The organism is Streptomyces sp. NPDC001832 (genome assembly GCF_040297265.1).
GTDB lineage: Bacteria > Actinomycetota > Actinomycetes > Streptomycetales > Streptomycetaceae > Streptomyces.
Window position 1 is genome coordinate 64,214 of sequence record NZ_JBEOYU010000004.1, and the last position, 23,087, is coordinate 87,300.

The 23,087-nt window shown below is 69.9% G+C and carries 24 protein-coding genes, 2 pseudogenes and 1 riboswitch; of the genes and pseudogenes, 14 read left to right on the top strand and 12 right to left on the bottom strand.

What is annotated here, in order from left to right; genetic code table 11:
* Positions 1 to 16: 16 nt before the first annotated feature.
* The 3 genes from ABT115_RS05050 (at position 17) to ABT115_RS05060 (ending at position 2,243) form a co-directional block, all read left to right on the top strand.
* Complete coding sequence (locus ABT115_RS05050) at positions 17 to 1,045, top strand: DUF2891 domain-containing protein (protein ID WP_351784167.1); 1,029 nt, start codon at positions 17 to 19, stop codon at positions 1,043 to 1,045.
* Between the two features lie 184 nt (positions 1,046 to 1,229).
* Entirely contained in the window at positions 1,230 to 1,943 is a 714-nt protein-coding gene (locus tag ABT115_RS05055) for an HD domain-containing protein (protein ID WP_351784169.1), read from the top strand.
* Between the two features lie 81 nt (positions 1,944 to 2,024).
* Positions 2,025 to 2,243: a hypothetical protein gene (locus ABT115_RS05060; RefSeq protein WP_502969029.1), complete on the top strand. Its 219-nt coding sequence runs from the start codon at positions 2,025 to 2,027 to the stop codon at positions 2,241 to 2,243.
* A gap of 159 nt (positions 2,244 to 2,402) precedes the next feature.
* On the opposite strand, the gene ABT115_RS05065 is transcribed toward ABT115_RS05060, so the two are convergent.
* Together ABT115_RS05065 and ABT115_RS05070 are read right to left on the bottom strand one after the other, a co-directional pair.
* Positions 2,403 to 2,678 carry a DUF4031 domain-containing protein gene (locus ABT115_RS05065; RefSeq protein ID WP_351784171.1) on the bottom strand — a complete coding sequence of 92 codons (276 nt, stop codon included), beginning with the start codon at positions 2,676 to 2,678 and terminating at the stop codon, positions 2,403 to 2,405.
* Positions 2,675 to 3,043 carry a DUF8819 family protein gene (locus tag ABT115_RS05070; RefSeq protein WP_351784173.1) on the bottom strand — a complete coding sequence of 123 codons (369 nt, stop codon included), beginning with the start codon at positions 3,041 to 3,043 and terminating at the stop codon, positions 2,675 to 2,677. The genes ABT115_RS05065 and ABT115_RS05070 overlap by 4 nt, the downstream gene beginning before the upstream one ends.
* 181 nt (positions 3,044 to 3,224) lie before the next feature.
* On the opposite strand from ABT115_RS05070, the gene ABT115_RS05075 reads away from it, so the two are divergent.
* The 3 genes from ABT115_RS05075 (at position 3,225) to ABT115_RS05085 (ending at position 6,804) form a co-directional block, all read left to right on the top strand.
* A complete protein-coding gene (locus ABT115_RS05075) occupies positions 3,225 to 4,142 on the top strand; it encodes a MurR/RpiR family transcriptional regulator (RefSeq protein ID WP_351784175.1) in 918 nt (305 codons plus the stop codon).
* Positions 4,143 to 4,232: 90 nt separating this feature from the next.
* A complete protein-coding gene (murQ, locus tag ABT115_RS05080) occupies positions 4,233 to 5,198 on the top strand; it encodes an N-acetylmuramic acid 6-phosphate etherase (protein WP_351784177.1) in 966 nt (321 codons plus the stop codon).
* 49 nt (positions 5,199 to 5,247) lie between these two features.
* Entirely contained in the window at positions 5,248 to 6,804 is a 1,557-nt protein-coding gene (locus ABT115_RS05085) for a PTS transporter subunit EIIC (RefSeq protein ID WP_351784179.1), read from the top strand.
* 61 nt (positions 6,805 to 6,865) lie between these two features.
* On the opposite strand, the pseudogene ABT115_RS05090 reads toward ABT115_RS05085, so the two are convergent.
* Positions 6,866 to 7,102: pseudogene (locus ABT115_RS05090) on the bottom strand (Uma2 family endonuclease); the annotation flags it as partial.
* A 241-nt stretch (positions 7,103 to 7,343) separates the two neighbouring features.
* Here ABT115_RS05090 and ABT115_RS05095 point away from each other — a divergent pair.
* Both ABT115_RS05095 and ABT115_RS05100 read left to right on the top strand, forming a co-directional pair.
* The gene (locus ABT115_RS05095) at positions 7,344 to 8,018 is read left to right on the top strand and encodes a response regulator transcription factor (RefSeq protein ID WP_351784181.1); all 675 of its coding nucleotides are present in this window, start codon (positions 7,344 to 7,346) and stop codon (positions 8,016 to 8,018) included.
* A 49-nt stretch (positions 8,019 to 8,067) separates the two neighbouring features.
* Positions 8,068 to 9,477: an ATP-binding protein gene (locus tag ABT115_RS05100; RefSeq protein WP_351784182.1), complete on the top strand. Its 1,410-nt coding sequence runs from the start codon at positions 8,068 to 8,070 to the stop codon at positions 9,475 to 9,477.
* On the opposite strand, the gene ABT115_RS05105 is transcribed toward ABT115_RS05100, so the two are convergent.
* The 3 genes from ABT115_RS05105 to ABT115_RS05115 form a co-directional block, all read right to left on the bottom strand.
* The gene (locus tag ABT115_RS05105; RefSeq protein ID WP_502969030.1) at positions 9,458 to 10,288 is read right to left on the bottom strand and encodes a COG4705 family protein; all 831 of its coding nucleotides are present in this window, start codon (positions 10,286 to 10,288) and stop codon (positions 9,458 to 9,460) included. The genes ABT115_RS05100 and ABT115_RS05105 overlap by 20 nt on opposite strands.
* Positions 10,289 to 10,520: 232 nt before the next feature.
* On the bottom strand, positions 10,521 to 10,754 hold the full coding sequence (locus ABT115_RS05110; RefSeq protein WP_351784184.1) for a hypothetical protein: 234 nt from the start codon (positions 10,752 to 10,754) through the stop codon (positions 10,521 to 10,523).
* Positions 10,744 to 10,992, bottom strand: coding sequence for a hypothetical protein (locus tag ABT115_RS05115; protein WP_351784186.1), 249 nt, complete (start codon positions 10,990 to 10,992; stop codon positions 10,744 to 10,746). The genes ABT115_RS05110 and ABT115_RS05115 overlap by 11 nt, the downstream gene beginning before the upstream one ends.
* A gap of 114 nt (positions 10,993 to 11,106) precedes the next feature.
* Between ABT115_RS05115 and ABT115_RS05120 the strand changes: the two are divergent.
* A pseudogene (locus tag ABT115_RS05120) lies at positions 11,107 to 11,310 on the top strand (helix-turn-helix domain-containing protein); the annotation flags it as partial.
* A 166-nt stretch (positions 11,311 to 11,476) separates the two neighbouring features.
* On the top strand, positions 11,477 to 13,096 hold the full coding sequence (locus ABT115_RS05125) for an adenosine deaminase family protein (protein WP_502969033.1): 1,620 nt from the start codon (positions 11,477 to 11,479) through the stop codon (positions 13,094 to 13,096).
* A gap of 53 nt (positions 13,097 to 13,149) precedes the next feature.
* Here the strand turns inward: ABT115_RS05125 and ABT115_RS05130 are convergent, their stop codons facing one another.
* Positions 13,150 to 13,740: a TetR/AcrR family transcriptional regulator gene (locus tag ABT115_RS05130; RefSeq protein ID WP_351784190.1), complete on the bottom strand. Its 591-nt coding sequence runs from the start codon at positions 13,738 to 13,740 to the stop codon at positions 13,150 to 13,152.
* A 111-nt stretch (positions 13,741 to 13,851) separates the two neighbouring features.
* Between ABT115_RS05130 and ABT115_RS05135 the strand changes: the two genes are divergently transcribed.
* Together ABT115_RS05135 and ABT115_RS05140 are read left to right on the top strand one after the other, a co-directional pair.
* The gene (locus tag ABT115_RS05135; protein ID WP_351784192.1) at positions 13,852 to 15,042 is read left to right on the top strand and encodes a cytochrome P450; all 1,191 of its coding nucleotides are present in this window, start codon (positions 13,852 to 13,854) and stop codon (positions 15,040 to 15,042) included.
* Positions 15,043 to 15,047: 5 nt separating this feature from the next.
* Entirely contained in the window at positions 15,048 to 15,266 is a 219-nt protein-coding gene (locus ABT115_RS05140; RefSeq protein ID WP_351784194.1) for a ferredoxin, read from the top strand.
* An 81-nt stretch (positions 15,267 to 15,347) separates the two neighbouring features.
* Here ABT115_RS05140 and ABT115_RS05145 read toward each other — a convergent pair whose 3' ends face one another.
* The 5 genes from ABT115_RS05145 to thrC all read right to left on the bottom strand — a co-directional run bounded on the left by ABT115_RS05145 (position 15,348) and on the right by thrC (position 20,390).
* Positions 15,348 to 15,818, bottom strand: a complete 471-nt coding sequence (locus tag ABT115_RS05145; protein ID WP_351784196.1) for an RICIN domain-containing protein — start codon at positions 15,816 to 15,818, stop codon at positions 15,348 to 15,350.
* 306 nt (positions 15,819 to 16,124) lie between these two features.
* Positions 16,125 to 17,747, bottom strand: coding sequence for a chaperonin GroEL (gene groL / locus ABT115_RS05150; protein WP_072487928.1), 1,623 nt, complete (start codon positions 17,745 to 17,747; stop codon positions 16,125 to 16,127).
* 405 nt (positions 17,748 to 18,152) lie between these two features.
* Positions 18,153 to 18,359: a cold-shock protein gene (locus ABT115_RS05155; protein WP_003967346.1), complete on the bottom strand. Its 207-nt coding sequence runs from the start codon at positions 18,357 to 18,359 to the stop codon at positions 18,153 to 18,155.
* A gap of 421 nt (positions 18,360 to 18,780) precedes the next feature.
* On the bottom strand, positions 18,781 to 19,059 hold the full coding sequence (locus tag ABT115_RS05160; RefSeq protein WP_351784198.1) for a MoaD/ThiS family protein: 279 nt from the start codon (positions 19,057 to 19,059) through the stop codon (positions 18,781 to 18,783).
* Between the two features lie 29 nt (positions 19,060 to 19,088).
* Positions 19,089 to 20,390 (bottom strand): threonine synthase, encoded by a 1,302-nt coding sequence (thrC, locus tag ABT115_RS05165; RefSeq protein ID WP_351784200.1) that lies wholly within the window; start codon positions 20,388 to 20,390, stop codon positions 19,089 to 19,091.
* Between the two features lie 18 nt (positions 20,391 to 20,408).
* Positions 20,409 to 20,536, bottom strand: a riboswitch (SAM riboswitch).
* A 153-nt stretch (positions 20,537 to 20,689) separates the two neighbouring features.
* Here thrC and ABT115_RS05170 point away from each other — a divergent pair.
* Together ABT115_RS05170 and ABT115_RS05175 are read left to right on the top strand one after the other, a co-directional pair.
* Positions 20,690 to 21,640 carry a glucosyl-3-phosphoglycerate synthase gene (locus ABT115_RS05170; RefSeq protein WP_351784202.1) on the top strand — a complete coding sequence of 317 codons (951 nt, stop codon included), beginning with the start codon at positions 20,690 to 20,692 and terminating at the stop codon, positions 21,638 to 21,640.
* A gap of 54 nt (positions 21,641 to 21,694) precedes the next feature.
* Positions 21,695 to 23,086, top strand: coding sequence for an alpha,alpha-trehalose-phosphate synthase (UDP-forming) (locus tag ABT115_RS05175; protein ID WP_351784204.1), 1,392 nt, complete (start codon positions 21,695 to 21,697; stop codon positions 23,084 to 23,086).
* The last annotated feature ends 1 nt before the right edge of the window (position 23,087 follow it).

The following is a 23,087-nucleotide window of genomic DNA, read 5'->3' on the forward strand; positions in this document are numbered from 1 at the left end:
CCCGTCTGGAGCCCCGATGTCCCCCACGCTCCCCGCCGCGTACGCCGTCCCCTTCGCGGAACTGGCCCTGGCCAATGTCGTACGCGAATACCCCAACAACCCGGCCCACCTGTACACAGGCCCCGAGGAACTGGTCGCGCCCCGCACGCTGCACCCCGCGTTCTACGGGGGGTACGACTGGCACTCCACCGTGCACATGCACTGGCTGCTCGTCCGCCTGCTGCGCCGCTTCTCCACCACCGGCGACCTCCCGGCCACGGTCACCACCCGTGTCCACGAGGTGCTGAACTCCCACCTCACCCGGGAGAACCTCGTTGTCGAGGCGGCTTATCTCCGCGGACGTCCGCACTTCGAACGCCCCTACGGCTGGGCGTGGCTGGTGGCTTTGGCAGCGGAGTGCCGTGCGCTCGCCACTCCCGAGGGCGACCGCTGGGCCGACGTCCTCTCTCCCGCCGTCGACGCGGTCGGCGAACTCCTCGCCGCCTGGCTGCCCAAGGCCACGTACCCGATCCGGCACGGGATCCACCCCAACAGCGCTTTCGGCCTGGGCCTGATCCTGGACGCGGGTGAGCGTGCCGGTCTGCCCCGCCCGGTGCTCGACACGGCGGCGGACCGGCTGCGCACCTGGTTCACCGCGGACCACGACGCCCCCGAGCACTGGGAGCCGTCCGGCCAGGACTTCCTCTCCCCCGCTTTGACCGAGGCGGACGCGATGCGCCGGGTGCTGCCGGTCGCCGAGTTCCGTACCTGGCTGGCCACGTTCCTGCCGGGCCTGGCGGACTCTGCGCTGCTCACCCCGCCCGTGATCTCCGACCACTCGGACCCGCAGATCGGCCATCTCCTGGGCCTCACCCTGAGCCGGGCAGCTGCTCTTCGTACGATTGCCGACGCGCTGGGCGAGGGTCCCGCCCGCACCGCTCTGACCGCGTCGGCCGAGGCCCATCTCGCGGTCGGCCTGCCCGCGGTCTCCTCCGGCGACTTCAACACGGACCACTGGCTGGCCACCTTCGCCGCACTGGCCCTGGACACCCCGCCCGGCCACTGACCGGTCCGGCGCACCGTCACCCGTACAACGACCGGGGCGGCTCGGCAGGCTGCCCCGGTCCGGTCGTCTGCCCCATCGGGCAGTCTTCAGCCCTTAGGACACGACGCGGTGAAGGACTCTCAGAGGACTGGCAGAACAAGGAACGCCCAGCACCGGGCCACGGGACAGCCCTTAGAGTCGTTCCATGACCGACAGTACGCGCGGAAGCAGTGCCTCCGGGGCGGCCCACAGGGCGGACGGCGCCCACGAGGCGGGCAGCGCCGACGCCTCTCTCCGTGACCGCTGGCGGGAGGCGCTCGTCGGTGCCCGGGGCGGGGCGTCAGGCCCCGATCCGTTGCCGTACGCCGACAATCTGCTGGCGCGCTGGGCCGAGCCGCAGCGGCGGTACCACACCACGGCGCACCTGGCCGCGGTGCTCGATCGCATCGACACACTCGCCGCATACGCGGCCGATGCGGATGCCGTACGCCTCGCCGCCTGGTTCCACGACGCGGTCTACCGGCCCGACCGGTCCGAGAACGAGGAACGCAGCGCCACCCTCGCTGAACGCGCCTTGCCGGAGGCCGGCGTACCGGCCGACGTCACGGCCGAGGTGGCCCGGCTCGTCCGGCTCACCGTCACCCACGATCCGGCGGACGGCGACACCAACGGTGAGGTGCTGTGCGATGCGGATCTGGCGATCCTGGCGGCGGCCCCGAAGGAGTACGCGGCGTACGCGGCACAGGTTCGGGAGGAGTACGGCTTCGTGCCCGACGACGCGTTCCGGGAAGGGCGGGCGGCGGTGCTGCGTCAGCTGCTCGGGCTGCCGCGACTGTTCCGCACCCCGCACGGGGTGGACCAGTGGGAACCGCGGGCGCGGCAGAACCTGTTGACCGAGCTGGAACTGCTCAGCCGCTGAGCGTGCGGTGGGGCGGCGGCAGGAAGCCTCCGGCCGCGGGAATGCAGCACCCGGGATCGCTGACCCTGGCTGGGGGGCGCCGTGATCGACGCGGACTTCGGTTTCACGGCGACCGCGTGGGCGGGGGCGGCGATGACAGTGCTGGCGCTGGTCGCCGTGGTGTTCTCGCTGCGGCTGCAGGGCGGGGGCAGGTCGCGACGGGTGGCCGGGGCGCCCGCCGCGGCGTCGGCGGGAGTGTCCTCGGAGGTGTCGGGCAAGACGCCGCAGGCGGCCACGGAGGCGGATATCTCCGCGGTCTGACTGCGGAGGCGTCTTCTGACTACTGCGGAGGCGTCCATGGAGGCGGGTACCTGCGCGGACCGGACTATCGCCCGTAGGACCGGACGAGCGCCCGCCGGACCGGACTCTCGAACGGCGGGCGCGGGCGCGGGCCGGTGGAGCGCGGCGGGGCACGGCCCGTCACCGGGCGGGTACCGGACGCCCCTTGGGCCGCCGCAGCCCGGCCTCCGTAATGCGGCGGACGAGCTCCTTCGAGCCGATCTGCCGGGCCCCGGCCCGTACCGCGTCCTCGTACCGCGACTCCGGTACGTCATAGTGGTCCCGCTCGAACGCACCGGGCGGGCAGCCGATGGATGCCGCGAAAGCGTGGAGCTCCTCGAAGGACACATCGCTGACCAGGTGCGACCAGAGCCGCCCGTGACCCGGCCAGTCGGGCGGGTCGATGTAGACCGTCACCGCCGCAGTATCCCGCTCAGCGAACCCACCGGTGCGACGGCCACGGCGGCCTTGGTGCACACCCAGTGCGGGTCCGGGCCCAACTCCGGTTCGACGTCCAGGGCGTGCGGGTCACCCGCGTCGCAGACCGGGCAGAGCGGCCACCGCCCGTACCGTTCGAGCAGGGCGTCCTGCACGTCCTGAGCCACGAGGCCGACGACGAACGAGGCGCCGTCGGGCCACTGCTCGACCCACCAGCGGCGGTGGCTCACCGCGTCCTCGACCAGCGAGACGATCCCGGCCTCGGCGACGTCACCTGCGGTGAGATCGGCCATGACCAGCGCGCGGGCCGTGTGCAACGCCTGTTCCAGGGGGTTCATCTCCATGGGCCCATTGTCACCCTGCCCGCGAACCCGTTTCGCGCTCCCGCCTTTGCCGTTTCCGCGCTGTCGGAAGTGGTGTCGGAGGTAGGGACCAAAGGGGGGTGAAGGTAGGGACAAAAGGGGGGGTGAAGGTAGGGACCAAAGGGGGGTTGACGGGCAACCCGGTTGAAAATATCTTTCAAAGGTGACCCGTGATCTGAAGGAAAGTTTCAGCGCTGATTCGCCGCCCGCCCCGGCGGCTCTCGCGGCCAAGGTGCGCACGCTCGCGCCGTCCATGACCCGCTCCATGCAGCGCGTCGCCGAGGCCGTCGCCGGTGACCCCGCCGGCTGCGCCGCCCTCACGGTCACCGGTCTCGCCGAACTCACCGGCACGAGCGAGGCGACCGTGGTCCGCACGGCCCGCCTCCTCGGCTACCCCGGCTATCGCGATCTGCGCCTGGCCCTCGCCGGGCTCGCCGCGCAGCAGCAGTCGGGCCGGGCTCCCTCCGTCACCGCCGACATAGCGGTCGACGACCCGATCGCCGATGTGGTCGCCAAGCTCGCCTACGACGAGCAGCAGACCCTCGCCGACACGGCCGCGGGGCTCGACACCGTCCAGCTCGGCGCCGCGGTGGCCGCCATTGCCACCGCCCGGCGCATCGACATCTACGGCGTGGGCGCCTCCTCCCTCGTCGGCCAGGACCTGGCACAGAAGCTGGCCCGCATCGGCCTGATCGCGCACTCCCACACGGACCCGCACCTCGCGGTGACCAACGCCGTGCAGCTGCGCTCCGGCGATGTGGCCGTCGCGATCACGCACTCCGGCTCCACCGTCGACGTCATCGAGCCACTGCGGGTCGCCTTCGACCGCGGTGCGACGACGCTCGCCGTCACCGGCCGCCCCGACGGCCCCGTGACCCAGTACGCCGACCACGTGCTGACCACGTCCACCGCCCGGGAGAGCGAGCTGCGGCCCGCAGCCATGTCGAGCCGTACGAGCCAGCTGCTCGTCATCGACTGCCTGTTCATAGGCGTCGCGCAGCGCATATACGAAACGGCCGCACCGGCGCTCGCCGCCTCCTACGAGGCGCTGGCCCACCGCCACACCCCGCGCCCGCTCTGACCGCGAACCGACCGACTCTCACCACCCGCACCCGCACCCGCGTTCGCGCCCGCCGACCCGTACGAGACCAAGAAAGCAGAGCCGCTCTCCATGACCTCCACCACCGACTCCGGCGCCGCCGCCCCCGGCGAATACGGTGAGCTGCGCGCCCAGCTCGAAACGCTCACCACCGAGGCGTTCCGTCCCGAGCTCGCCGAGATCGACCGCCTGGACACCCTTGAGATTGCCCGGATCATGAACGGCGAGGACCAGTCCGTCCCGACCGCCGTCGCCGCCCGGCTGCCCGAGATAGCCGCCGCGATCGACGGCACCGCGGAGCGCATGGCCCGCGGCGGTCGGCTGATCTACGCGGGCGCGGGCACCGCGGGCCGACTCGGCGTGCTGGACGCCAGCGAGTGCCCGCCCACCTTCAACACCGACCCCTCCGAGGTCATCGGCCTGATCGCGGGCGGCCCGTCCGCGATGGTCAAGGCCGTCGAAGGCGCCGAGGACAGCAAGGAGCTGGCTGCCGCCGACCTCGACGCGCTGGACCTCACCGCGGACGACACCGTGGTCGGCGTCTCCGCCTCCGGCCGTACGCCGTACGCGATCGGCGCCGTCGAACACGCCCGTGCCAAGGGCGCGCTGACCATCGGCCTTTCCTGCAACGCGGACTCCGCACTGGGGGCCGCGGCCGAGCACGGCATCGAGATCGTCGTCGGCCCCGAGCTGCTCACCGGCTCCACCCGGCTCAAGGCGGGTACAGCACAGAAGCTTGTCCTCAACATGCTCTCGACGATCACGATGATCAGGCTCGGCAAGACCTACGGAAACCTGATGGTCGACGTCCGCGCCTCCAACGAGAAGCTGCGCGCCCGTTCCCGCCGGATCGTCTCGCTTGCCACGGGCGCGTCCGACAAGGAGATCGAGGCGGCCCTCGCCGCGACCGAGGGCGAGGTGAAGAACGCCATCCTCACCATCCTCGGCCAGGTCGACGGCCCCACCGCCGAGGACCTTCTGACCGCGTCCGGCGGCCACCTCCGCGCCGCCCTCGCCGCTGCCCCGCGCAGCACCTGACCCACCAGCTCCACATCCACACCCCCGCAACAGCAAGGCACCACGCACCATGGCAACAGAAGACAAGAACCGCGCCACCGCCGCCGCGATCCTTCCGCTCGTCGGTGGCGCCTCGAACGTCAGCTCCATAGCCCACTGCATGACCCGGCTCCGGCTGAGCCTGCACGACCGCTCGCTCGTCGACGACAAAGCCCTGAAGGCACTCCCCGCCGTCATGGGCGTGGTCGAGGACGACACGTACCAGATCGTCCTCGGCCCGGGCACCGTCGCCCGGGTCACACCGGAATTCGAGCAGCTGGTGGAGGAGGGCAAGGCAGCAGCCCCTGAACCAACCGCTGCCGAAGCCTCCTCCTCCGCCCCGGCTTCCGCCTCCGCTTCGGCGGAGGAGCTGGCCGCCCAGGGTGCAGCGATGAAGGCGAAGCAGAAGGCGAAGAACGCCACCCCGTTCAAGCTGTTCCTGCGCCGGATCGCGAACATTTTCGTCCCGCTGATCCCCGCGCTCATCGGCTGCGGCATCATCGCCGGCCTCAACGGCCTGCTGGTGAACCTGGGCTGGCTGACCTCCGTCACGCCCGCCCTGGGCGCGATAGCGTCCGGATTCATGGCGCTGCTCGCCGTGTTCGTCGGCTTCAACACGGCGAAGGAGTTCGGCGGTACGCCGATCCTGGGCGGCGCGGTCGCCGCGATCATTGTCTTCCCGGGCGTCGCGAACATCGAGGCGTTCGGCCAGACGCTCTCCCCCGGCCAGGGCGGTGTGCTGGGCGCGCTCGGTGCGGCAGTGCTCGCGGCGTACGTGGAGAAGTGGTGCCGCCGCTGGGTGCCCGAGGCACTCGACGTACTGGTCACCCCGACCCTCACGGTCCTGATCTCCGGCCTGGTGACGGTCTTCGGCCTGATGTACGTGGCCGGTGAGATCTCCACCGCCATCGGTACGTTCGCCGACTGGCTGCTCACCAACGGCGGCGCGGGCGCGGGCTTCCTGCTCGGCGGCCTCTTCCTGCCCCTGGTGATGCTGGGCCTGCACCAGGCCCTGATCCCGATCCACACCACCCTGATCGAGCAGCAGGGCTACACGGTTCTGCTCCCGATCCTCGCGATGGCGGGCGCCGGCCAGGTCGGCGCGGCCGTGGCGGTCTACTTCCGTCTCCCCCGCAACAAGTCGATCCGCAAGACCATCAAGTCCGCCCTTCCCGCAGGCCTCCTGGGTGTCGGCGAGCCCCTGATCTACGGTGTCTCGCTGCCGCTGGGCCGCCCGTTCATCACGGCGTGCGTGGGTGGTGCGTTCGGCGGCGCCTTCATCGGCCTCTTCAGCCAGCTCGGCGACAAGGTCGGCTCCACGGCCATCGGCCCGTCCGGCTGGGCCCTGTTCCCCCTCCTCGACGGCAACCACGGCATGGGCACCACGATCGCGATCTACGCGGGCGGACTGCTGACCGGCTACCTCGCCGGATTCCTCGCAACGTACTTCTTCGGCTTCAGTAAGGACATGCTGACGGAGTTCAACGTCTCGCAGGAACCGGCGAACTCCACGGTCGCAGCAACGGGCGGCCCGACGTCCCCGACGACCGGCCCGGACAACCCGGCAAAGGAACCTGCCGGGGTCTGATTTAGGCCACACGGAAAGGGGCGGCACCCAATGGCTGGGTGCCGCCCCTTTCTGTGCCTTCTCAGACCGGGAATTCCTCCGTGCGGAGCGTCGTACCGAAGGGCTCCGGCAGCGTGAGCGGCTTCCCGAACGGCACCGGGTCGGACTGCTTGTACGTGCCGTCCTCGTTCGGCTCCGTGAAGAGCGTGGCCATCGCACCACGCGTGTCGAACCGGTCGATCAGCAGATACATCGGCACACCCGCGCGCGCATAGGCGCGGTACTTCTTCGTCCGGTCCTCCCTGGCATTCCTTTTCGACCACGGGCGGCCCTCAGAGGCCTGGTCGTTCTCGACCATCGCGGCGGTCATCGCGGGTCCCTTCTCCTGTGGCCTGACAAAGGAGCGTAGATCGACGGTTCTGCGGCAGTCCGCCGCTTCCCTCAGCCTCCCACGATCGTGTGGCGTATGCAGCGCCCCTCCGCCGGGCGCCCGTCCGCGTCGACCTCCCGGAACCTGAGCGCGCTGGGGTGCCCGGTGCGGACCGGGTAATACTGGCCGGGTGACCGCTGCACGCATTCTCGTCGTCGAGGACGACCACGGCCTGCGCGATGTCCTGGCCCGTGGCCTGCGCGACGAGGACTTCGACGTGGTGACCGCCGTCGACGGCGCCACCGCCCTGAAGACCGTCGACGAGTCGGTGCACGCGGTCGTGCTCGACGTGGGGCTGCCCGACTCCGACGGGCGCGACGTGTGCCAGGCGATGCGCGGTGCCGGGGTCACCGTTCCGGTGATCTTCCTGACCGCCCACGGCAATCTCACCGACCGGCTCTCCGGTTTCGCCTCGGGCGGCGACGACTACCTGGTGAAGCCGTTCCACCTCAGCGAGCTCGCGGCCCGCGTCCGCGCAGTCCTGAACCGCACCGGTCACCACGACAGCGCCCTCGCCGACAGCGCGGGTGCGATGCGGCTGAACCCGATGAAGCACGAGCTGACGGTCCACGGCCGGCCCGTGGCCCTGACGCCGACCGAATTCCGCCTGCTCGCGTGCCTGATGTCCGGCCCCGGGAACGTGGTGCGCCGCCGGGCCCTGCTGCGGGCGGGCTGGCCGGAGGGGGCGCAGGTCAGCGACAACACCCTGGACCAGTACCTGACCCGGCTGCGCCGCAAGCTCCGCGAGGCGGACAGCCCGCAGACCATCAGCACCGTCCGCGGCATCGGCTACCGCTTCGGCTGAGCAGAGGACCGACAGGGCAACACGTCCGACCAAGGGCCCCGATGAACTGATGAACCGCTACTTCACCCCCCGCACCCTTCGCGGCCGCCTCGCCCTGATGGCCCTCGCCGCCAGTGCGCTGTGGGTCGGCGTCCTGACCATCGTCTTCAACATCGCCCTCGACAACCGGCTCCACGGACAGGCCGACGACGTCCTGCGCACCCGCGCCGAGGCCGTGGCGGCGACGGTGGACGTGCGCCCCGACGGCCGGCTCGTCGTCCGGGAGCCGACCGAGGACCGGGCCCTGGACGTAGGGGTCTGGATCTTCCAGGGCGACACGGTGGTCGAGAAGCCTCCCACCGCACCCGCCGGCCTGGAGGCCCAGGCGGCCCGGCTCGCGGGAGGACGCGAGACGTTCGCCGACACCGAGGGCCCCGGGGCGTGGCGGCTGTACGCGTTCCCCGTCGACACCCCCGCCCGGCCGGGGCACCCGCCCACGCAGGCCGGCACCGTCGTCAGCTCCGTGAGCCTCGACCCGTACCGCAGTACGGCGGACACCGCCCTGGTCGGTTCGATCGCACTGGCCGTGCTCCTGCTCGCCACCATCTATCTGCTGACCCGCCTCGTCGTACGACGGGCCCTGCGCCCCGTAACGTCGATGAGCGAGCAGGCCAACCGGTGGAGCGCCGCGGGCGCCCCCGAACGGTTCGGTGCCGAGGACCGGCCGGCCGAACTCGCCGCGTTCGCGACCAGCCTGGACGCCCTGCTGGACCGGCTGGCCGCCGTCCTGCGCCACGAGCAGCAGCAGGCCGCCGAGCTCTCCCACGAACTGCGCACCCCGCTCGCCCGCATCGCCGCCGAAACCGAGTGGCTGACCGGACGCCCGCGCTCCGCGCAGGAGCGGGAGACCTCTCTGGAGGCCATCGCGGGGGCCACCGCGACCATGCAGCAGATCTGCGACTCACTGCTCTCGGAGGTCCGTACCCGCAACGCGCAGACTCCCGGCCGCTCCCGCTTCGCCGACATCGCGCACCGCCTGGCAGAACGCAACGCGACCCTGTTTCCCGCGGCCCCACCGGTGACCGTCGCGGCGGCCGGCACACCACCGCCCAACACATCACCACCCGGCACACCGCCCCCCGACGTGAGCATCGGCGTCTCGCAGGACGTCGCCGAGCGCATCCTGACGCCGCTCCTGGACAACGCCCGCCGCTACGCCGCCCACTCGATCACCCTCACCTGCGCGGCGAGCGCGGGCGAGGTCACGGTGTACGTGTCCGACGACGGCCCCGGAGTCCCCGAGAACTTCGTCGCCTCGCTCTTCGAACCCGGCCGCCGTGCCCGCCCCGAGGACGGACACGACGGCGCGGGGCTCGGCCTGGCCCTGGCCCGCCGACTGGCCAGGGCCGCGGGCGGCGACATCGCGCTGGACACCGCGGCCCCCGGCGCACGCTTCGTCATCACCCTTCCCGCGGGCTGACTCCGACGACACCAGCCTCTTCCGCCACATCGCGCCGGGTCCGGGTCAGGAAGACGACCAGGCCGAGGATGAGGACGAGGAACAGGATGCTGGTGCCGACCGTGCCCAGCCCCAGCCCGCCGTCCGCCGCGGGCTGCGACAGGTAGTCGCCCAGCGAGGCGCCGAGCGGCCTGGTCAGGACGTACGCGATCCAGAACGACCACACCTCGTTGAAGTCGAGCGTGCGGTGCGCGAGCGCCACGGCCGCGATCAGCGCGGCGAACACGACCGCGGAGAGCCAGTACCCCAGATTCAGCTTCTCCGCCGTGAGGTCGCCCGCAGACGTGCCCAGCGCGAACGTGAACAGGATCGCCAGCCAGTAGAACGCCTCACGGCGCGTCGTCCGGATCGAGTGGATGGACAGCGTCCGCTCGCTCGCGTACCAGGCGATGAACGTGACGGCGAGCGCCACCGCGAACACCACAGTCGTGGTCTGGAGCGGAACCCCGAGGTTGTCGGTCAGGTTGTCGCTGATCAGCGTGCCGACGACGCTGATCAGGACCACGGTCAGCCAGTACAGGCCCGGCACATACGCCCGCGCCCGGAACTGGAAGAACAGGGTCACGACCAGCAGCGCACCCATCAGGTACGTGGTGTTGGTCAGCCCCATGCCCAGGTTGTCGTTGAGCAGATCGGCTGCGGTCTCGCCCACGGTGGTGCACAGCACTTTGATCACCCAGAAGTAGAGGGTCACTTCCGGGACCTTGTTCAGCATCTGGCGCGCCCGAAAACGCGTGCCCGGCGTATACGTGTCAGTCGTGTCGGTTGTCATGGAACGGCACGCTGGCAGGGCCTCCCTGAAATTTTCCTGACTGCTCACGGCACCCGACCCGCCACCGACTGCAACTGTACGCAGTCATTTCATTGCATTGCGCAACGAGTGGCCGTGCCGTACGTAAAAGAGCGTTGACCGGACCGACCGGCCAGGTCGAAGGGGCGGCGCCCACCCTGGGCATCGCCCTTCCGCACGTCCACGGCGTGTCAGGCCTGGCCGGCCGACACCCTCACGGCAGCCGCCCCTCCCGGTTGACCTCCCTGACCCTGGCCCGCAGCACCTCCCCGAGCGGCGCCGGGCGCACCGATTCCGGCGGACAGTCCCACTCCGCCCCGCCCCCTGGCTCCCGCAGCTGTACGTACGGTCCGACGCGCCCCATCACGCGCCCCACCCGCCCGTCCCGGGTGTCCACCGCGAACGACCCGGGCTCCGGCCCGCGCGACTCCAGCCCCTCACCCGTCATGACCGGCCAGCCCCTGCGCCTCCAGCACCGCACTCAGCCGCAACGCCGTGTCGAGGTTGCACCGGCCGAGGTCCACCAGCGGCGACGCCGATTCACTCCCCGCGCACGTCACCGGGTCGATTCGCAGCGAAGGCAACGTGATCCCCACCGCCGAGAACCCCTCCTTCAGCCGCGCCACCGCGTCCTCCGCCGCCCGCACTCTGCCCTCTGCCGCCCTGCGCCGTTCCTTGATCGCCATGACCCATTCCTTTCCACGCTGAGTAATGACAATGCATACCCAGCGTGTCCAACGCGCAGCTAGCCTGGAAGAGGCGGAGAACCAACACCCGCACGTGTGTCACAGGGAGTTGTCATACCAGGACCCAAGAAGCTCGGCCCCTCCTCCTCACCACGCGCCCTGCTCGGCGCCGAACTCCGCCACCGGAGAGAGGCCGAGGGCCTCTCGCAGGAGGAACTGGGCCTTCCGCTGTTCGTCAGCGGCTCCTTCATCGGACAATTGGAGTCCGGCACGCGACGGATGCAGGCGGATCAGGCCGAGAAACTGGACGAGATGCTGAGAGGCTGTCGGGTGGCCTCTGAGGCCCAAGCCTCCATGTCCGACCACAACACCGAAATCGGACCCTCGACGGACGGACCTGGTTTCCTCGATCGAGTGAACGTTCCCGGCCACAAACGTGATTCGGGTCCCGGGCGGCTCTTCAAAACGCAATCATTCGGTCGTGATGTCATCAAACCGGACGGCTCGCCGTCCCAAGTCCCTGCTCCCGGCCGGGCTCGGCGCACTCGCCGCGCTGACCCTGCTCCCGGCGCTCCCGGCCACCGCCGCGACCTCGACCGCACCCGCGAAGGACTCCTCGTCGCGCGTCGCCGCGTTCGCGTCGCCCCGTGTGGTGACCGCCGCCGAGCGCAGGACGTCCGCATACCTCGACTCGTTGCGCAACAGACCCGAGCGGCTGAAGTCCTTCTTCAAGGCGCTGCCCAAGGGGGGCGACCTCCACAACCACCTCTCCGGCGCGGTCACGACCGAGTACCTGATCAAGCTCGCGATCGAGAACGGCCTGTGCATCGACGCGACGATGACGGCGGTCGCGTCGCCGTGCGGACCGGGCACGCGGCCCGCCGCCGACACGCGGACCGATGCCGCGTTCAAGCGGGAGATCATCCGGGCCTGGTCGATGCAGGACTTCCCGGCCGATCAGTCCGGGCACGACCACTTCTTCGACACGTTCAACAAGTTCGGCATGGCGACCTGGTACGCCCGCGGCAAGATGCTCGCCAACGTGGCCAACACCGTTGTCGAACAGAACCAGTTCTATCTGGAGACCATGGTCACCCCCGCGTCGGACAGCGCCAAGGCGCTTGCCGAGTCCGTGGGTTACGACGCCGACCTGGCGGCGTTTCACCGCAAGCTCGTGGCCGGCGGGAAACTCGACCGGGTCGTGGACGAGGCGGTCAAGGAGGCCGACGACAGCAACGTCCAGTTCCGCAAGGCCGCGCACTGCGACACCGCGCGCCCCGACCCGGGCTGCCGGCTCCCCGTCAGGTGGATCTCCCAGGTGTCCCGGGGCAGCTCACCGGCGCGGGTGTTCACGCAGATGGCGGTCGGCATGCGGCTGGCGGAGCGCGACCCGAGGTTCGTCGCCGTCAACCTCGTACAGCCCGAGGACTGGGACAGCTCGCTGGCCAACTACAGCCTCCAGATGCGGATGCTGAACTATCTGCGCGGCCAGTACCCGGGCGCCCACCTCACCCTGCACGCCGGCGAGCTGGCCCCCGGCCTGGTCAAGCCCGAGGACCTGACCTTCCACATCCGCGAGGCCGTGCTCGTCGCCGGAGCCGAACGCATCGGACACGGCGTCGACCTGGTCCACGAGGACGACTGGCGGCAGCTCGCCAGGACGATGGCGCAGCGCAAGGTGGCGGTCGAGGTGCCGCTCTCCAGCAACAAGCAGATCCTCGGCATCGCGGGCGCCGACCACCCGTTCGACGCGTACCGCCGATACGGCGTCCCGGTGGTCCTGTCCACCGACGACCCGGGGGTCTCGCGGATCGACATCAGCCACGAGTACCAGTACGCCGCCAAGACATACGGCCTCGGCTACACCGAGCTGAAGGACCTGGCCCGCGCCTCGCTGGAGTACGCGTTCCGCAACGGCCGCAGCCTGTGGGCCACCGGCTCCGCCCCCTCCGGCTACCGCCTGGTCGCCGCCTGCTCGGGCAACCAACCGGGCACCGGCCACCCGAGCGAGCGCTGCGCCCGCTACCTCGCCGACAACCCGAAGGCGGCGACCGAGTGGCGCCAGGAGACGGCTTTCGCCACCTTCGAGAGCCGTCACCGGTAACAGCGCACAGCACACGTCCGGGCCCGGGGCCCGGGTCCGGGCGTGTTCTTCCGCTACTCCTGCGGAGCCGACCAGAGGTGCCTGAGTGTGCCCAGCACGAGACGGCACACGTCGTCCGGATCGGCCCCGGCCAGGGGCTCGCGCGCGACGACCGTCCGCATCAGGCCGATGCCCAGAAGCCACGCCATGGCGAGATCCGCACGCAGGGCACCGTCCTCAGTGCCGGAGAGCCCGGCCAGCGCTCTCTGATACTCCTCGCCCAACTCCCGCAGGGTTCCGGCCGCCTCGTCACCCCGCCCGATGGAGCGCAGATAGACCTCCAGGGAGCGATCCCCCGCACCGCCGACTGCGCTGCGGGTCAGCATCGAGCGCAGGGCGGTCTCGAAGAGCTCTTCGGGCGGTGTCGTGCGCACCTGCTCAAGTCCGCCCTGCGCGAGGACCTCCGTGAGCAGCCCCTGTTTGGACCCGAAGTACCGGAACAGCAAGGCCTGGTTGGCCCCGGCCCGCTCCGCGATGCTCCTGACCGTCGTCCCTTCGTAGCCCCGCTCCGCGAACAGGTCACGGGCCGCTTCCAGCAGTCGGCGACGCGTGGCCGCGGCGTCGCGACGCCGCTCTCCGGACGGCGGTGCGGGCGCGGACTCCATGGCGGATTTCCTCTCGGACGGCCCGTCAGGATAACGGCCGTAAAGCGTTGTTGACCGCCCCCAAGCACACTCCTACCGTTGTAAGCAGCTGCTTACATAAGAGAGGCCACAGTGACGAAAGCGGACATCACCCCCACCGCCTACCCCTTCAACACTCCCGACGGGCTCCAGCTCGCCGACGCCTACGAGCGCGCCCGCGACCGGCCCGGCCTCTTACGGGTCCAGATGGAATACGGCGAACCGGCCTGGCTCGTCACCCGCTACGCCGACGCCCGGCTCGTCCTGGGCGACCCGCGCTTCAGCCGGGCCGCGGGCGCCTCGCACGACGAGCCCCGGCAGTCCGAGGGCCGGCGCGACAGTGGCATCCTCAGCATGGATCCGCCCGACCACACCCGGCTGCGCTCCCTGGTCGCCAAGGCATTCACCGTCCGCCAGATCGAGAAGCTACGGCCCCAGGTCCGACAGTTGACCGCCGGCCTCCTCGACGACATGGAGGCGGCCGGACCGCCCGCGGACCTGGTCGACCTGTTCGCGCTGCCGCTGCCGGTCGCGGTGATCTGCCGAATGCTGGGCGTACCCACCGAGGACCGTCCACGATTTCGGGTGTGGAGCGACGACGCGCTGTCGACCAGCTCGCTCACGGCTGCGGAGTTCGACGCCAGCCGCGATGAACTACGCGCCTACATGGCCAAGTTGATCGACCAGCACCGGCAGTCGCCGCAGGACGACCTGATGACGGCGCTCATCGAGGCCCGCGACGGCGGCGACCGGCTCTCCGAACTCGAACTCGTCGATCTGTGCGTGGGCATCCTGGTGGCAGGACACGAGACCACCGCGTCCCAGATCCCCAACTTCGTCCTCACGCTGCTGGACCATCCGGATCAGCTGGCCAGGCTCAGGGCCGATCCCGGACTCGTATCGGGCGCGGTGGAAGAACTGCTGCGCTTCGTGCCGCTGGGGAGCGGCGCCGGCCAACCCCGGTACGCCACCGAGGACATCGAGGTAGGCGGCACCCTCGTCCGGGCCGGCAGCCCGGTCCTGGTCGCCCTGGGCGCCGCCAACCACGACGCACTGCGTTTCACCGCCCCGGGCGTGCTAGACATCGCTCGCGAGGGCAACCAGCACCTCGGATTCGGCCACGGTGTCCACCACTGCCTGGGCGCCCCGCTGGCCCGGCTGGAACTTCAGGAGGCGCTGATCGCGCTCATCACCCGCTTCCCGGGGCTGCGGGTGGCGGGCGATGTGACATGGAAGTCCGAGATGCTGGTACGCGGCCCGCGTGTCATGCCGGTCGGGTGGTGAACGGCATGCCCTGGAACGTACGCGTCGACCCCCAGCTCTGCCAGGCGTCGGGCATGTGCGCCGGGACCGTCCCCGAAGTGTTCGCGCTGGACGGCGAGCACGCCCGGGCACGGGCGGACGAGACCGAGCCCGACGAACGGGTCCTGGACGCCGCCGACATCTGCCCGGCCCAGGCGATCATCGTGCACGATGGAAAGTCGGTCATCGGCCCCCGCCGCGACTGAGCCCCCCATACACAGCCGCCCCGTGCCGGGCTGGGCGATCCCGGCACGGGGCGGCTGTGTGTGCGGTCGAACCAGCCGGTCCTAGCCGAGCCGCTCCAGGACCCACTGGGGCCCACCGTTGGGGAGAAGGACGACGCGCTGGCCCTCCGTCGTCAGGGAGCCGAGCTCACCCCGGCCGAGGGCGATGTTGACCGGCTCTTCATCGGCCGCGCCCTGGATCGACCACTGGTCGGGCTGCTTGCCGCACTGATCCACCCACACGGCCGGCGGGAAGATCCGGATCGGCGAGAGCGCCAGGCAGCGGCCCTCTCCGCGCGCCTCGACGATCTGGGCCAGGCCGTTGCCCTGGCTTCGGATCTCCCAGATGGTGCGGGGGTTGCAGGGCTCGACGTGACCGCCGAGCGGGCCTTCGCCACCGGCCAGACACTGGCCGCTGCGCAGATCACGGATGAAGTACGCGCCATCGGCGGCGTCCGCGGCCTGGGCGGGGGTGGCCAGCGCCGCCACCGCGACGGCGGACGCGGCGAGAGACAGGATCGAACGGATGCGCACGGGACTCCTCGTACGAAGTGGAAGGGGAGGAAGTGCGGGCCGCACGGCCCACGCCACCACGGTCACAGGAGTCCGACGCCCGTTCCCCGCTTCCTGCACCGTGCCCCCGCCGATCCACCCCATCAGCAGCGGCGCTCAGGGAGGCCACCCGGCGCATTCAGCGCACTCGCGCGCCCCACCACCAGGCGAAACCTCTGAGCGGAAGCGCCGGCCCGCCACCCGTACAGAAATCGACATCGGCCCCGGGACCAGTTGGTCCCGGGGCCGATGCGGCAAAGCTGTACAGGAACTACCGATCCGTCAGGATCAGAAGTCCATGTCACCGCCCGGCATCCCGCCCGGAGCGGCCGCGGCGGCCTTCTCCGGCTTGTCGGCGATGACGGCCTCGGTGGTGAGGAACAGCGCGGCGATGGACGCGGCGTTCTGCAGGGCGGAGCGCGTGACCTTGGCCGGGTCGAGGATGCCCTCGGCGATCATGTCGACGTACTCGCCGGTCGCGGCGTTCAGACCGTGGCCGACGGCCAGGTTGCGCACCTTCTCGACGACGACGCCGCCCTCAAGGCCACCGTTGACGGCGATCTGCTTGAGCGGGGCCTCCAGAGCGAGCTTCACGGCATTGGCGCCGGTCGCCTCGTCACCCGAGAGCTCCAGCTTCTCGAAGACGGCCGAGGCCTGGAGCAGAGCCACGCCACCACCGGCGACGATGCCCTCCTCGACGGCGGCCTTGGCGTTGCGCACCGCGTCCTCGATGCGGTGCTTGCGCTCCTTGAGCTCGACCTCGGTCGCGGCACCGGCCTTGATGACGGCCACGCCGCCGGCCAGCTTCGCGAGGCGCTCCTGGAGCTTCTCGCGGTCGTAGTCCGAGTCGGAGTTCTCGATCTCGGCACGGATCTGGTTGACGCGGCCCTGAACCTGGTCGCTGTCACCGGCACCGTCGACGATCGTGGTCTCGTCCTTGGTGATGACGACCTTGCGGGCGCGGCCGAGCAGGTCGAGACCGGCGTTCTCCAGCTTGAGGCCGACCTCCTCGGAGATGACGGTGCCACCGGTGAGGATGGCGATGTCGCCGAGCATGGCCTTGCGGCGGTCACCGAAGCCCGGGGCCTTGACGGCGACGGACTTGAAGGTGCCACGGATCTTGTTGACGACCAGGGTCGACAGGGCCTCGCCCTCGACGTCCTCGGCGATGATCAGCAGCGGCTTGCCGGACTGCATGACCTTCTCCAGCAGCGGAAGGAGGTCCTTCACGTTGCTGACCTTGGAGTTCACGATCAGGATGTACGGGTCGTCGAGGGACGACTCCATGCGCTCCATGTCGGTGGCGAAGTACGCCGAGATGTAGCCCTTGTCGAAGCGCATACCCTCGGTGAGCTCCAGCTCCAGACCGAAGGTCTGGGACTCCTCGACGGTGATGACACCTTCCTTGCCGACCTTGTCCATGGCCTCGGCGATGAGCTCGCCGATCTGGGTGTCGGCGGCGGAGATGGAGGCGGTCGAAGCGATCTGCTCCTTGGTCTCCACGTCCTTGGCCTGCTCCAGGAGGGCGGCGGAGACGGCCTCGACGGCCTTCTCGATGCCCCGCTTGAGAGCCATCGGGTTGGCACCCGCGGCGACGTTGCGAAGGCCCTCACGGACGAGAGCCTGGGCGAGAACGGTGGCGGTGGTCGTACCGTCGCCGGCGACGTCGTCCGTCTTCTTGGCGACCTCCTTGACCAGCTCCGCGCCGATCTTCTCGTACGGGTCCTCCAGCTCGATCTCCTTGGCGATGGAAACACCATCGTTGGTGATCGTGGGGGCGCCCCACTTCTTCTCAAGGACGACGTTGCGACCCTTGGGGCCAAGGGTGACCTTGACGGCGTCGGCGAGCTGGTTCATGCCGCGCTCGAGACCGCGCCGGGCCTCCTCGTCGAACGCGATGATCTTGGCCATGTGAAGTGGTCCTCCCGGACAGGGGTGGATTTCTCCGGACCGAGTGGCGCCCGCGACGGACGGCCTGCGTGTCCGGCGGTTCCTTGCCCCACCGGACCTGCGGGCCTCACCGGCCCGGTCCAAGTTCTGTCACTCTCACCTGGAGAGTGCTAACGCCAATGATTAGCACTCGACCCCCAAGAGTGCAAGCGCCTTCGAAGAAGGCTCGCTGAGGGGTGGTGGTCGGGCGACGGGAGGGCGCAAGCGCCTTCGAAGAAGGCTCGCTGAGGGGTGATGGTCGTCGACGGGACGCGGACGAACACGGCCAACACGGGTGGACCACGGCGCTCACGCACAAAGGGCCCGTACCCCCTGGGGTATGGGCCCTTTGTGCGTGAGTAGTGTCGTTGGCCGACCGCGTCGAGCTCAGCCGACGGCGAGCTTGACCATGTCCGCCTGCGGCCCCTTCTGGCCCTGCGAGATCTCGAATTCAACTCGCTGACCCTCTTCGAGGGTGCGGTACCCGTCCATCTGGATCGCGCTGTAGTGGACGAAAACATCCGCACCACCGTCGACCGCGATGAAGCCGTACCCCTTCTCCGCGTTGAACCACTTGACGGTGCCCTGAGCCATGCCTAACTCCCCTATTACTGGCCCTTGCACAGGACCGCACTTCGCGGACCCGGGTCAGAACCCACCCTCCGACAGGAGAGGGTGCGTGCGCCGGAACGCGTCGACCGCGGCCGAATGTATCTGCCCAACTGCCCTCTGCAACAGGTCAATCGGACGAGAATTCTGGGCAGCACCGAACGCCCGAACATGAGGGATTCATGAGATTCCAGGGCAAGTCGGGCCGGGCAAAGGTGATGTTTGGCGCAAGGAGATCGACCACTTTGGCTGCTTCTTGTCGCGAGCGGGCGCATTCTCATATGCGGGCGGCACGGGCAGCGGGGGGGGCTTCCCACACTGTACCGCGCTCAACCACGCAGAATTGCCCCCTCCGCTTCTCTCGCGGAAGGGGCAATTCCGATAAGCCGTGAAGTCGGACGGACGGTCAGCAGCCCCCCGCCACCGCCGGGATGATCGAGATGCCGGCGCCGTCCGGCGTCGCCGCGTCCAGGCCGCCCTCGAAGCGCACGTCGTCGTCGTTGACGTACACGTTCACGAAGCGGCGCAACTTGCCCTGGTCGTCCAGGACACGAGCGGCGATGCCCGGGTGGTTCTGCTCCAGGGACTCGATGACCTGGGAGAGAGTCGAGCCCTCGGCCGGGACCTCGGCCCGGCCGCCCGTGTAGGTGCGGAGGATGGTGGGGATGCGGACCTTGACGCTCATGGTGGGTGCCTTTCTTCTGTCTCGGGTGGTCAGACGGCGGCGAGGCCGGCGGCGCGGAACGCGTCCAGGCTCGGGCGGATCGTCGCGGTCGCCTGAGAGGTGGCGGCCACCGCGTCCAGGGTCTTGAGGCCGTCACCCGTGTTGAGCACTACGGTGGTCAGCGTCGGGTCGAGCAGACCGGCCTCGATCAGCTTCTTCGTCACGCCGACCGTCACCCCACCCGCCGTCTCCGCGAAGATGCCCTCGGTGCGCGCCAGCAGCTTGATCGCGTCGACGACCTGCTCGTCGTCGACGTCCTCGACCGCGCCGCCGGTGCGGCGGGCGATGTCCAGGACGTACGGGCCGTCGGCGGGGTTGCCGATCGCCAGGGACTTGGCGATGGTGTCCGGCTTCTGGGGCCGTACGACGTCGTGACCGGCCTTGAAGGCGGTGGAGACCGGGGAGCAGCCCTCGGCCTGGGCGCCGAAGATCTTGTACGGCTTGTCCTCGACGAGACCGAGCTTGATCAGCTCCTGCAGGCCCTTGTCGATCTTCGTGAGCTGCGAGCCGGACGCGACCGGGATGACGATCTGGTCGGGCAGCTGCCAGCCGAGCTGCTCGCAGATCTCGTACGCCAGGGTCTTGGAGCCCTCGCCGTAGTACGGACGCAGGTTGACGTTGACGAAGCCCCAGCCCTCGCCGAGCGGGTCACCGATGAGCTCCGAGCAGAAGCGGTTGACATCGTCGTAGTTGCCCTCGATGCCGACCAGCTCACCGCCGTACACCGCGGCCATGACGACCTTGCCCTGCTCCAGGTCATGCGGGATGAACACGCAGGAACGGAAGCCGGCCCGGGCGGCGGCGGCGCCCACCGCACCGGCGAGGTTGCCGGTGGAGGAGCAGGAGAGGGTGGTGAAACCGAAAGCGCGGGCGGCCTCGACGGCAATGGCGACGACGCGGTCCTTGAAGGAGTGTGTCGGGTTGCCGGAGTCGTCCTTGACGTACAGGCCACCGGTGACGCCCAGCTCGCGCGCGAGGTTGTCGGCCTTGACCAGCTTCGTGAAACCAGGGTTGATGTTGGGCTTGTCCGCGACATCGGCGGGGACCGGCAGCAGGGGCGCGTAACGCCAGATGTTGTCGGGTCCGGCCTCGATGCGCTTCTTCAGTTCGTCGGGGGAGCCGCTCGGCAGGTCGTACGCCACTTCGAGCGGACCGAAACAGGACGCACAGGCGAAAATGGGGCCGAGCTCGAATCGCTCGCCGCACTCGCGGCAGGAAAGCGCCGCGGCGGGACCGAGGTCGACAGCTTCGGCGGAAGAATCAGTGCTTACTGCGACAGTCTGCACGGCCATGATGGCGGAGGCCCTTTCTCCTCATCTTCCTTGCGACGCATTTCGCCACAAGACGGAATTGGCACCTTCCCCACCGTGGCCTCGCGGCCGGTAGGAGGGTTGCCGGGACTTCAACGGGCCGTTCCCTCAGTCCCTCTGGATGAGCGCTGTGGCACTGGATCACCGATCCAGGCATTTGTTGGCAGACCGACCCCGACATGCGACGGCCGTCCGCGTTGTTCAAGACTGTAACCGAAGCACCGGACAGTTGAGATAGTCGTCCGAACCGCGAGATGGATCACATACAGGGAGTATCGACCGTGCTGGAAGAGGTCGAACGCTGGCTGGCCGGGCGTTCCTGGTCGGCCGCCGACCGCCCGCTGGACCGTCTCCTGGCCGCCAAGGCCAGGGACCCGCACCGCGGGAGCGTGAGCGTCGTACTGCCCGCGCTGAACGAGGAGGCGACGGTCGGCCGGATCGTCGCGACGATCCGGCGCGAGCTGATGGAGAAGGTCCAGCTGGTCGACGAACTCGTGGTGATCGATTCCGGTTCCACGGACGCTACCTCGAAGGTTGCCCGGGAGGCCGGCGCCCGGGTGGTGCACCGGGACGAGATACTCCCCCGGATACCCGCCGTGCCCGGCAAGGGCGAGGTCCTGTGGCGGTCGCTCATGGTGACCGGCGGTGACATCGTCTGCTTCATCGACGCCGATCTGAAGGACTTCTCGGCGGACTTCGTCTCCGGCATCGTCGGCCCGCTGCTGACCGACCCGAACGTGCAGTTCGTGAAGGCGATGTACGACCGCCCCTTCGGTGACACCGCAGGTCAGGGCGGTCGCGTCACCGAACTGGTGGCCCGTCCGCTGCTCAATCTGCACTGGCCGCAGCTGGCCGGTTTCGTCCAGCCGCTGGGCGGGGAGTACGCCGTGCGCCGCTCCCTCCTCGAACGGCTGCCCTTCCCCGTCGGCTACGGAGTGGAGCTGGGCCTCCTGGTCGACGCGCTGCACACGGTGGGCCTGGACGCGCTGGCCCAGGTCGACGTGGGGGTGCGCAAGCACCGCCACCAGGACGGGCAGGCGCTCGGGCGGATGGCGGCGGCAATCTACCGGACCGCTCAACTCCGTCTGTCCCGAGGTCACTTGGTGCGGCCTTCGCTCACCCAGTTCGAGCGCGGCGAGAACGGCTTCGTGCCACGCACCCATGCGGTGGACACCGAGGAGCGGCCCCCGATGCGCGAGATCGAGGAGTACGTTTCGCGCCGCGCGGCCTGACGTGGCCTGGCTTCGCACGTTTGGGTGGTTCGTGATCCGGCTAGATTCCGCAACATGGTCTCCGAGCACGAAGCCCAGTCCGCTGCCCAGGTCCTCGTCGCGTCCAACCGGGGCCCGGTGTCGTACACCCTCGCCACGGACGGATCGCTCGACGCGAAGCGGGGCGGCGGCGGGCTCGTCTCCGGGCTGAGCGCCGTCAAGGACAAGCTGTGGGTGTGCGCCGCGCTCGGTGACGGGGACCGGGAGGCGGTCAGGCGCGGGGTCGGTGAGCAGGGCGTACGGATGCTCGACATCGACGCGGCCGTCCAAGCGGACGCGTACAACGGCGTCGCGAACTCGGTGCTCTGGTTCGTCCACCACATGCTGTACCAGACGCCGCTGGAGCCGGTCTTCGACGCGGAGTTCCGGCGGCAGTGGGCGTCGTTCGAGACGTACAACCGGGCCTTCGCCGAGGCGCTCGCCAAGGATGCGGGCCGGGGCGCGGCGGTGCTGGTGCAGGACTACCACCTCGCGCTGGTGCCCGGCATGCTCCGCGAACTCCGCCCCGACCTGCGTATCGGCCACTTCTCGCACACCCCGTGGGCGCCCGCCGACTACTTCCGCCTGCTCCCCGACGACATTGCCGAGCAGCTGCTGCACGGCATCCTGGGCGCGGACCGGGCGGCCTTTCTGACCCGGCGCTGGGCGGACGCGTTCATCGGCTGCTGTACGGAGATCCTGGGCGGCACCGGCCGGACCAGGATCGGGGTGCACGGGCTCGGCGCTGACGCGGACTTCCTACGCGGGCGCGCGCACGAGGCGGACGTGGACGAGCGGATGGCGGCACTGCGGGAGCAGGTCGGCCCCGGGCGGAAGACGATCGTACGAGTGGACCGAACGGAACTGTCCAAGAACATCGTGCGCGGGCTGTTCGCCTACCGCGCGCTCCTCGAAGAGCGGCCCGAATGGCGTGAGCACGTCGTCCATGTCGCCTTCGCCTACCCCTCGCGGCAGGACCTGGCGGTGTATCGCGACTACACGGTCGAGGTGCGGCGGGTCGCCGACGAGATCAACGCCGTGTACGGCACGGCGGGCTGGACGCCGGTCGTGCTCCACGTCAAGGACGACTTCGCCCGCTCGCTCGCCGCGTACCGGCTGGCCGACGTGGCGCTCGTCAACCCGATCCGCGACGGCATGAACCTGGTCGCCAAGGAGGTCCCGGTCGTCTCCGACCACGGCTGCGCACTGGTGCTGTCGCGGGAGGCGGGGGCGTACGAGGAACTGGGCAGCGATGCGGTCGTGGTGAACCCGTACGACGTGTCCGCGACGGCGGCGGCGCTGCACGAAGCTTTGACGATGCCGGACGACGAACGGGCCGCGCGCACGAAGCGGCTGGCTGCGGCGGCGGTGGCGCTGCCGCCGCAGCAGTGGTTCCTGGACCAGCTGGACGCGCTGCGGCGGCAGTGAG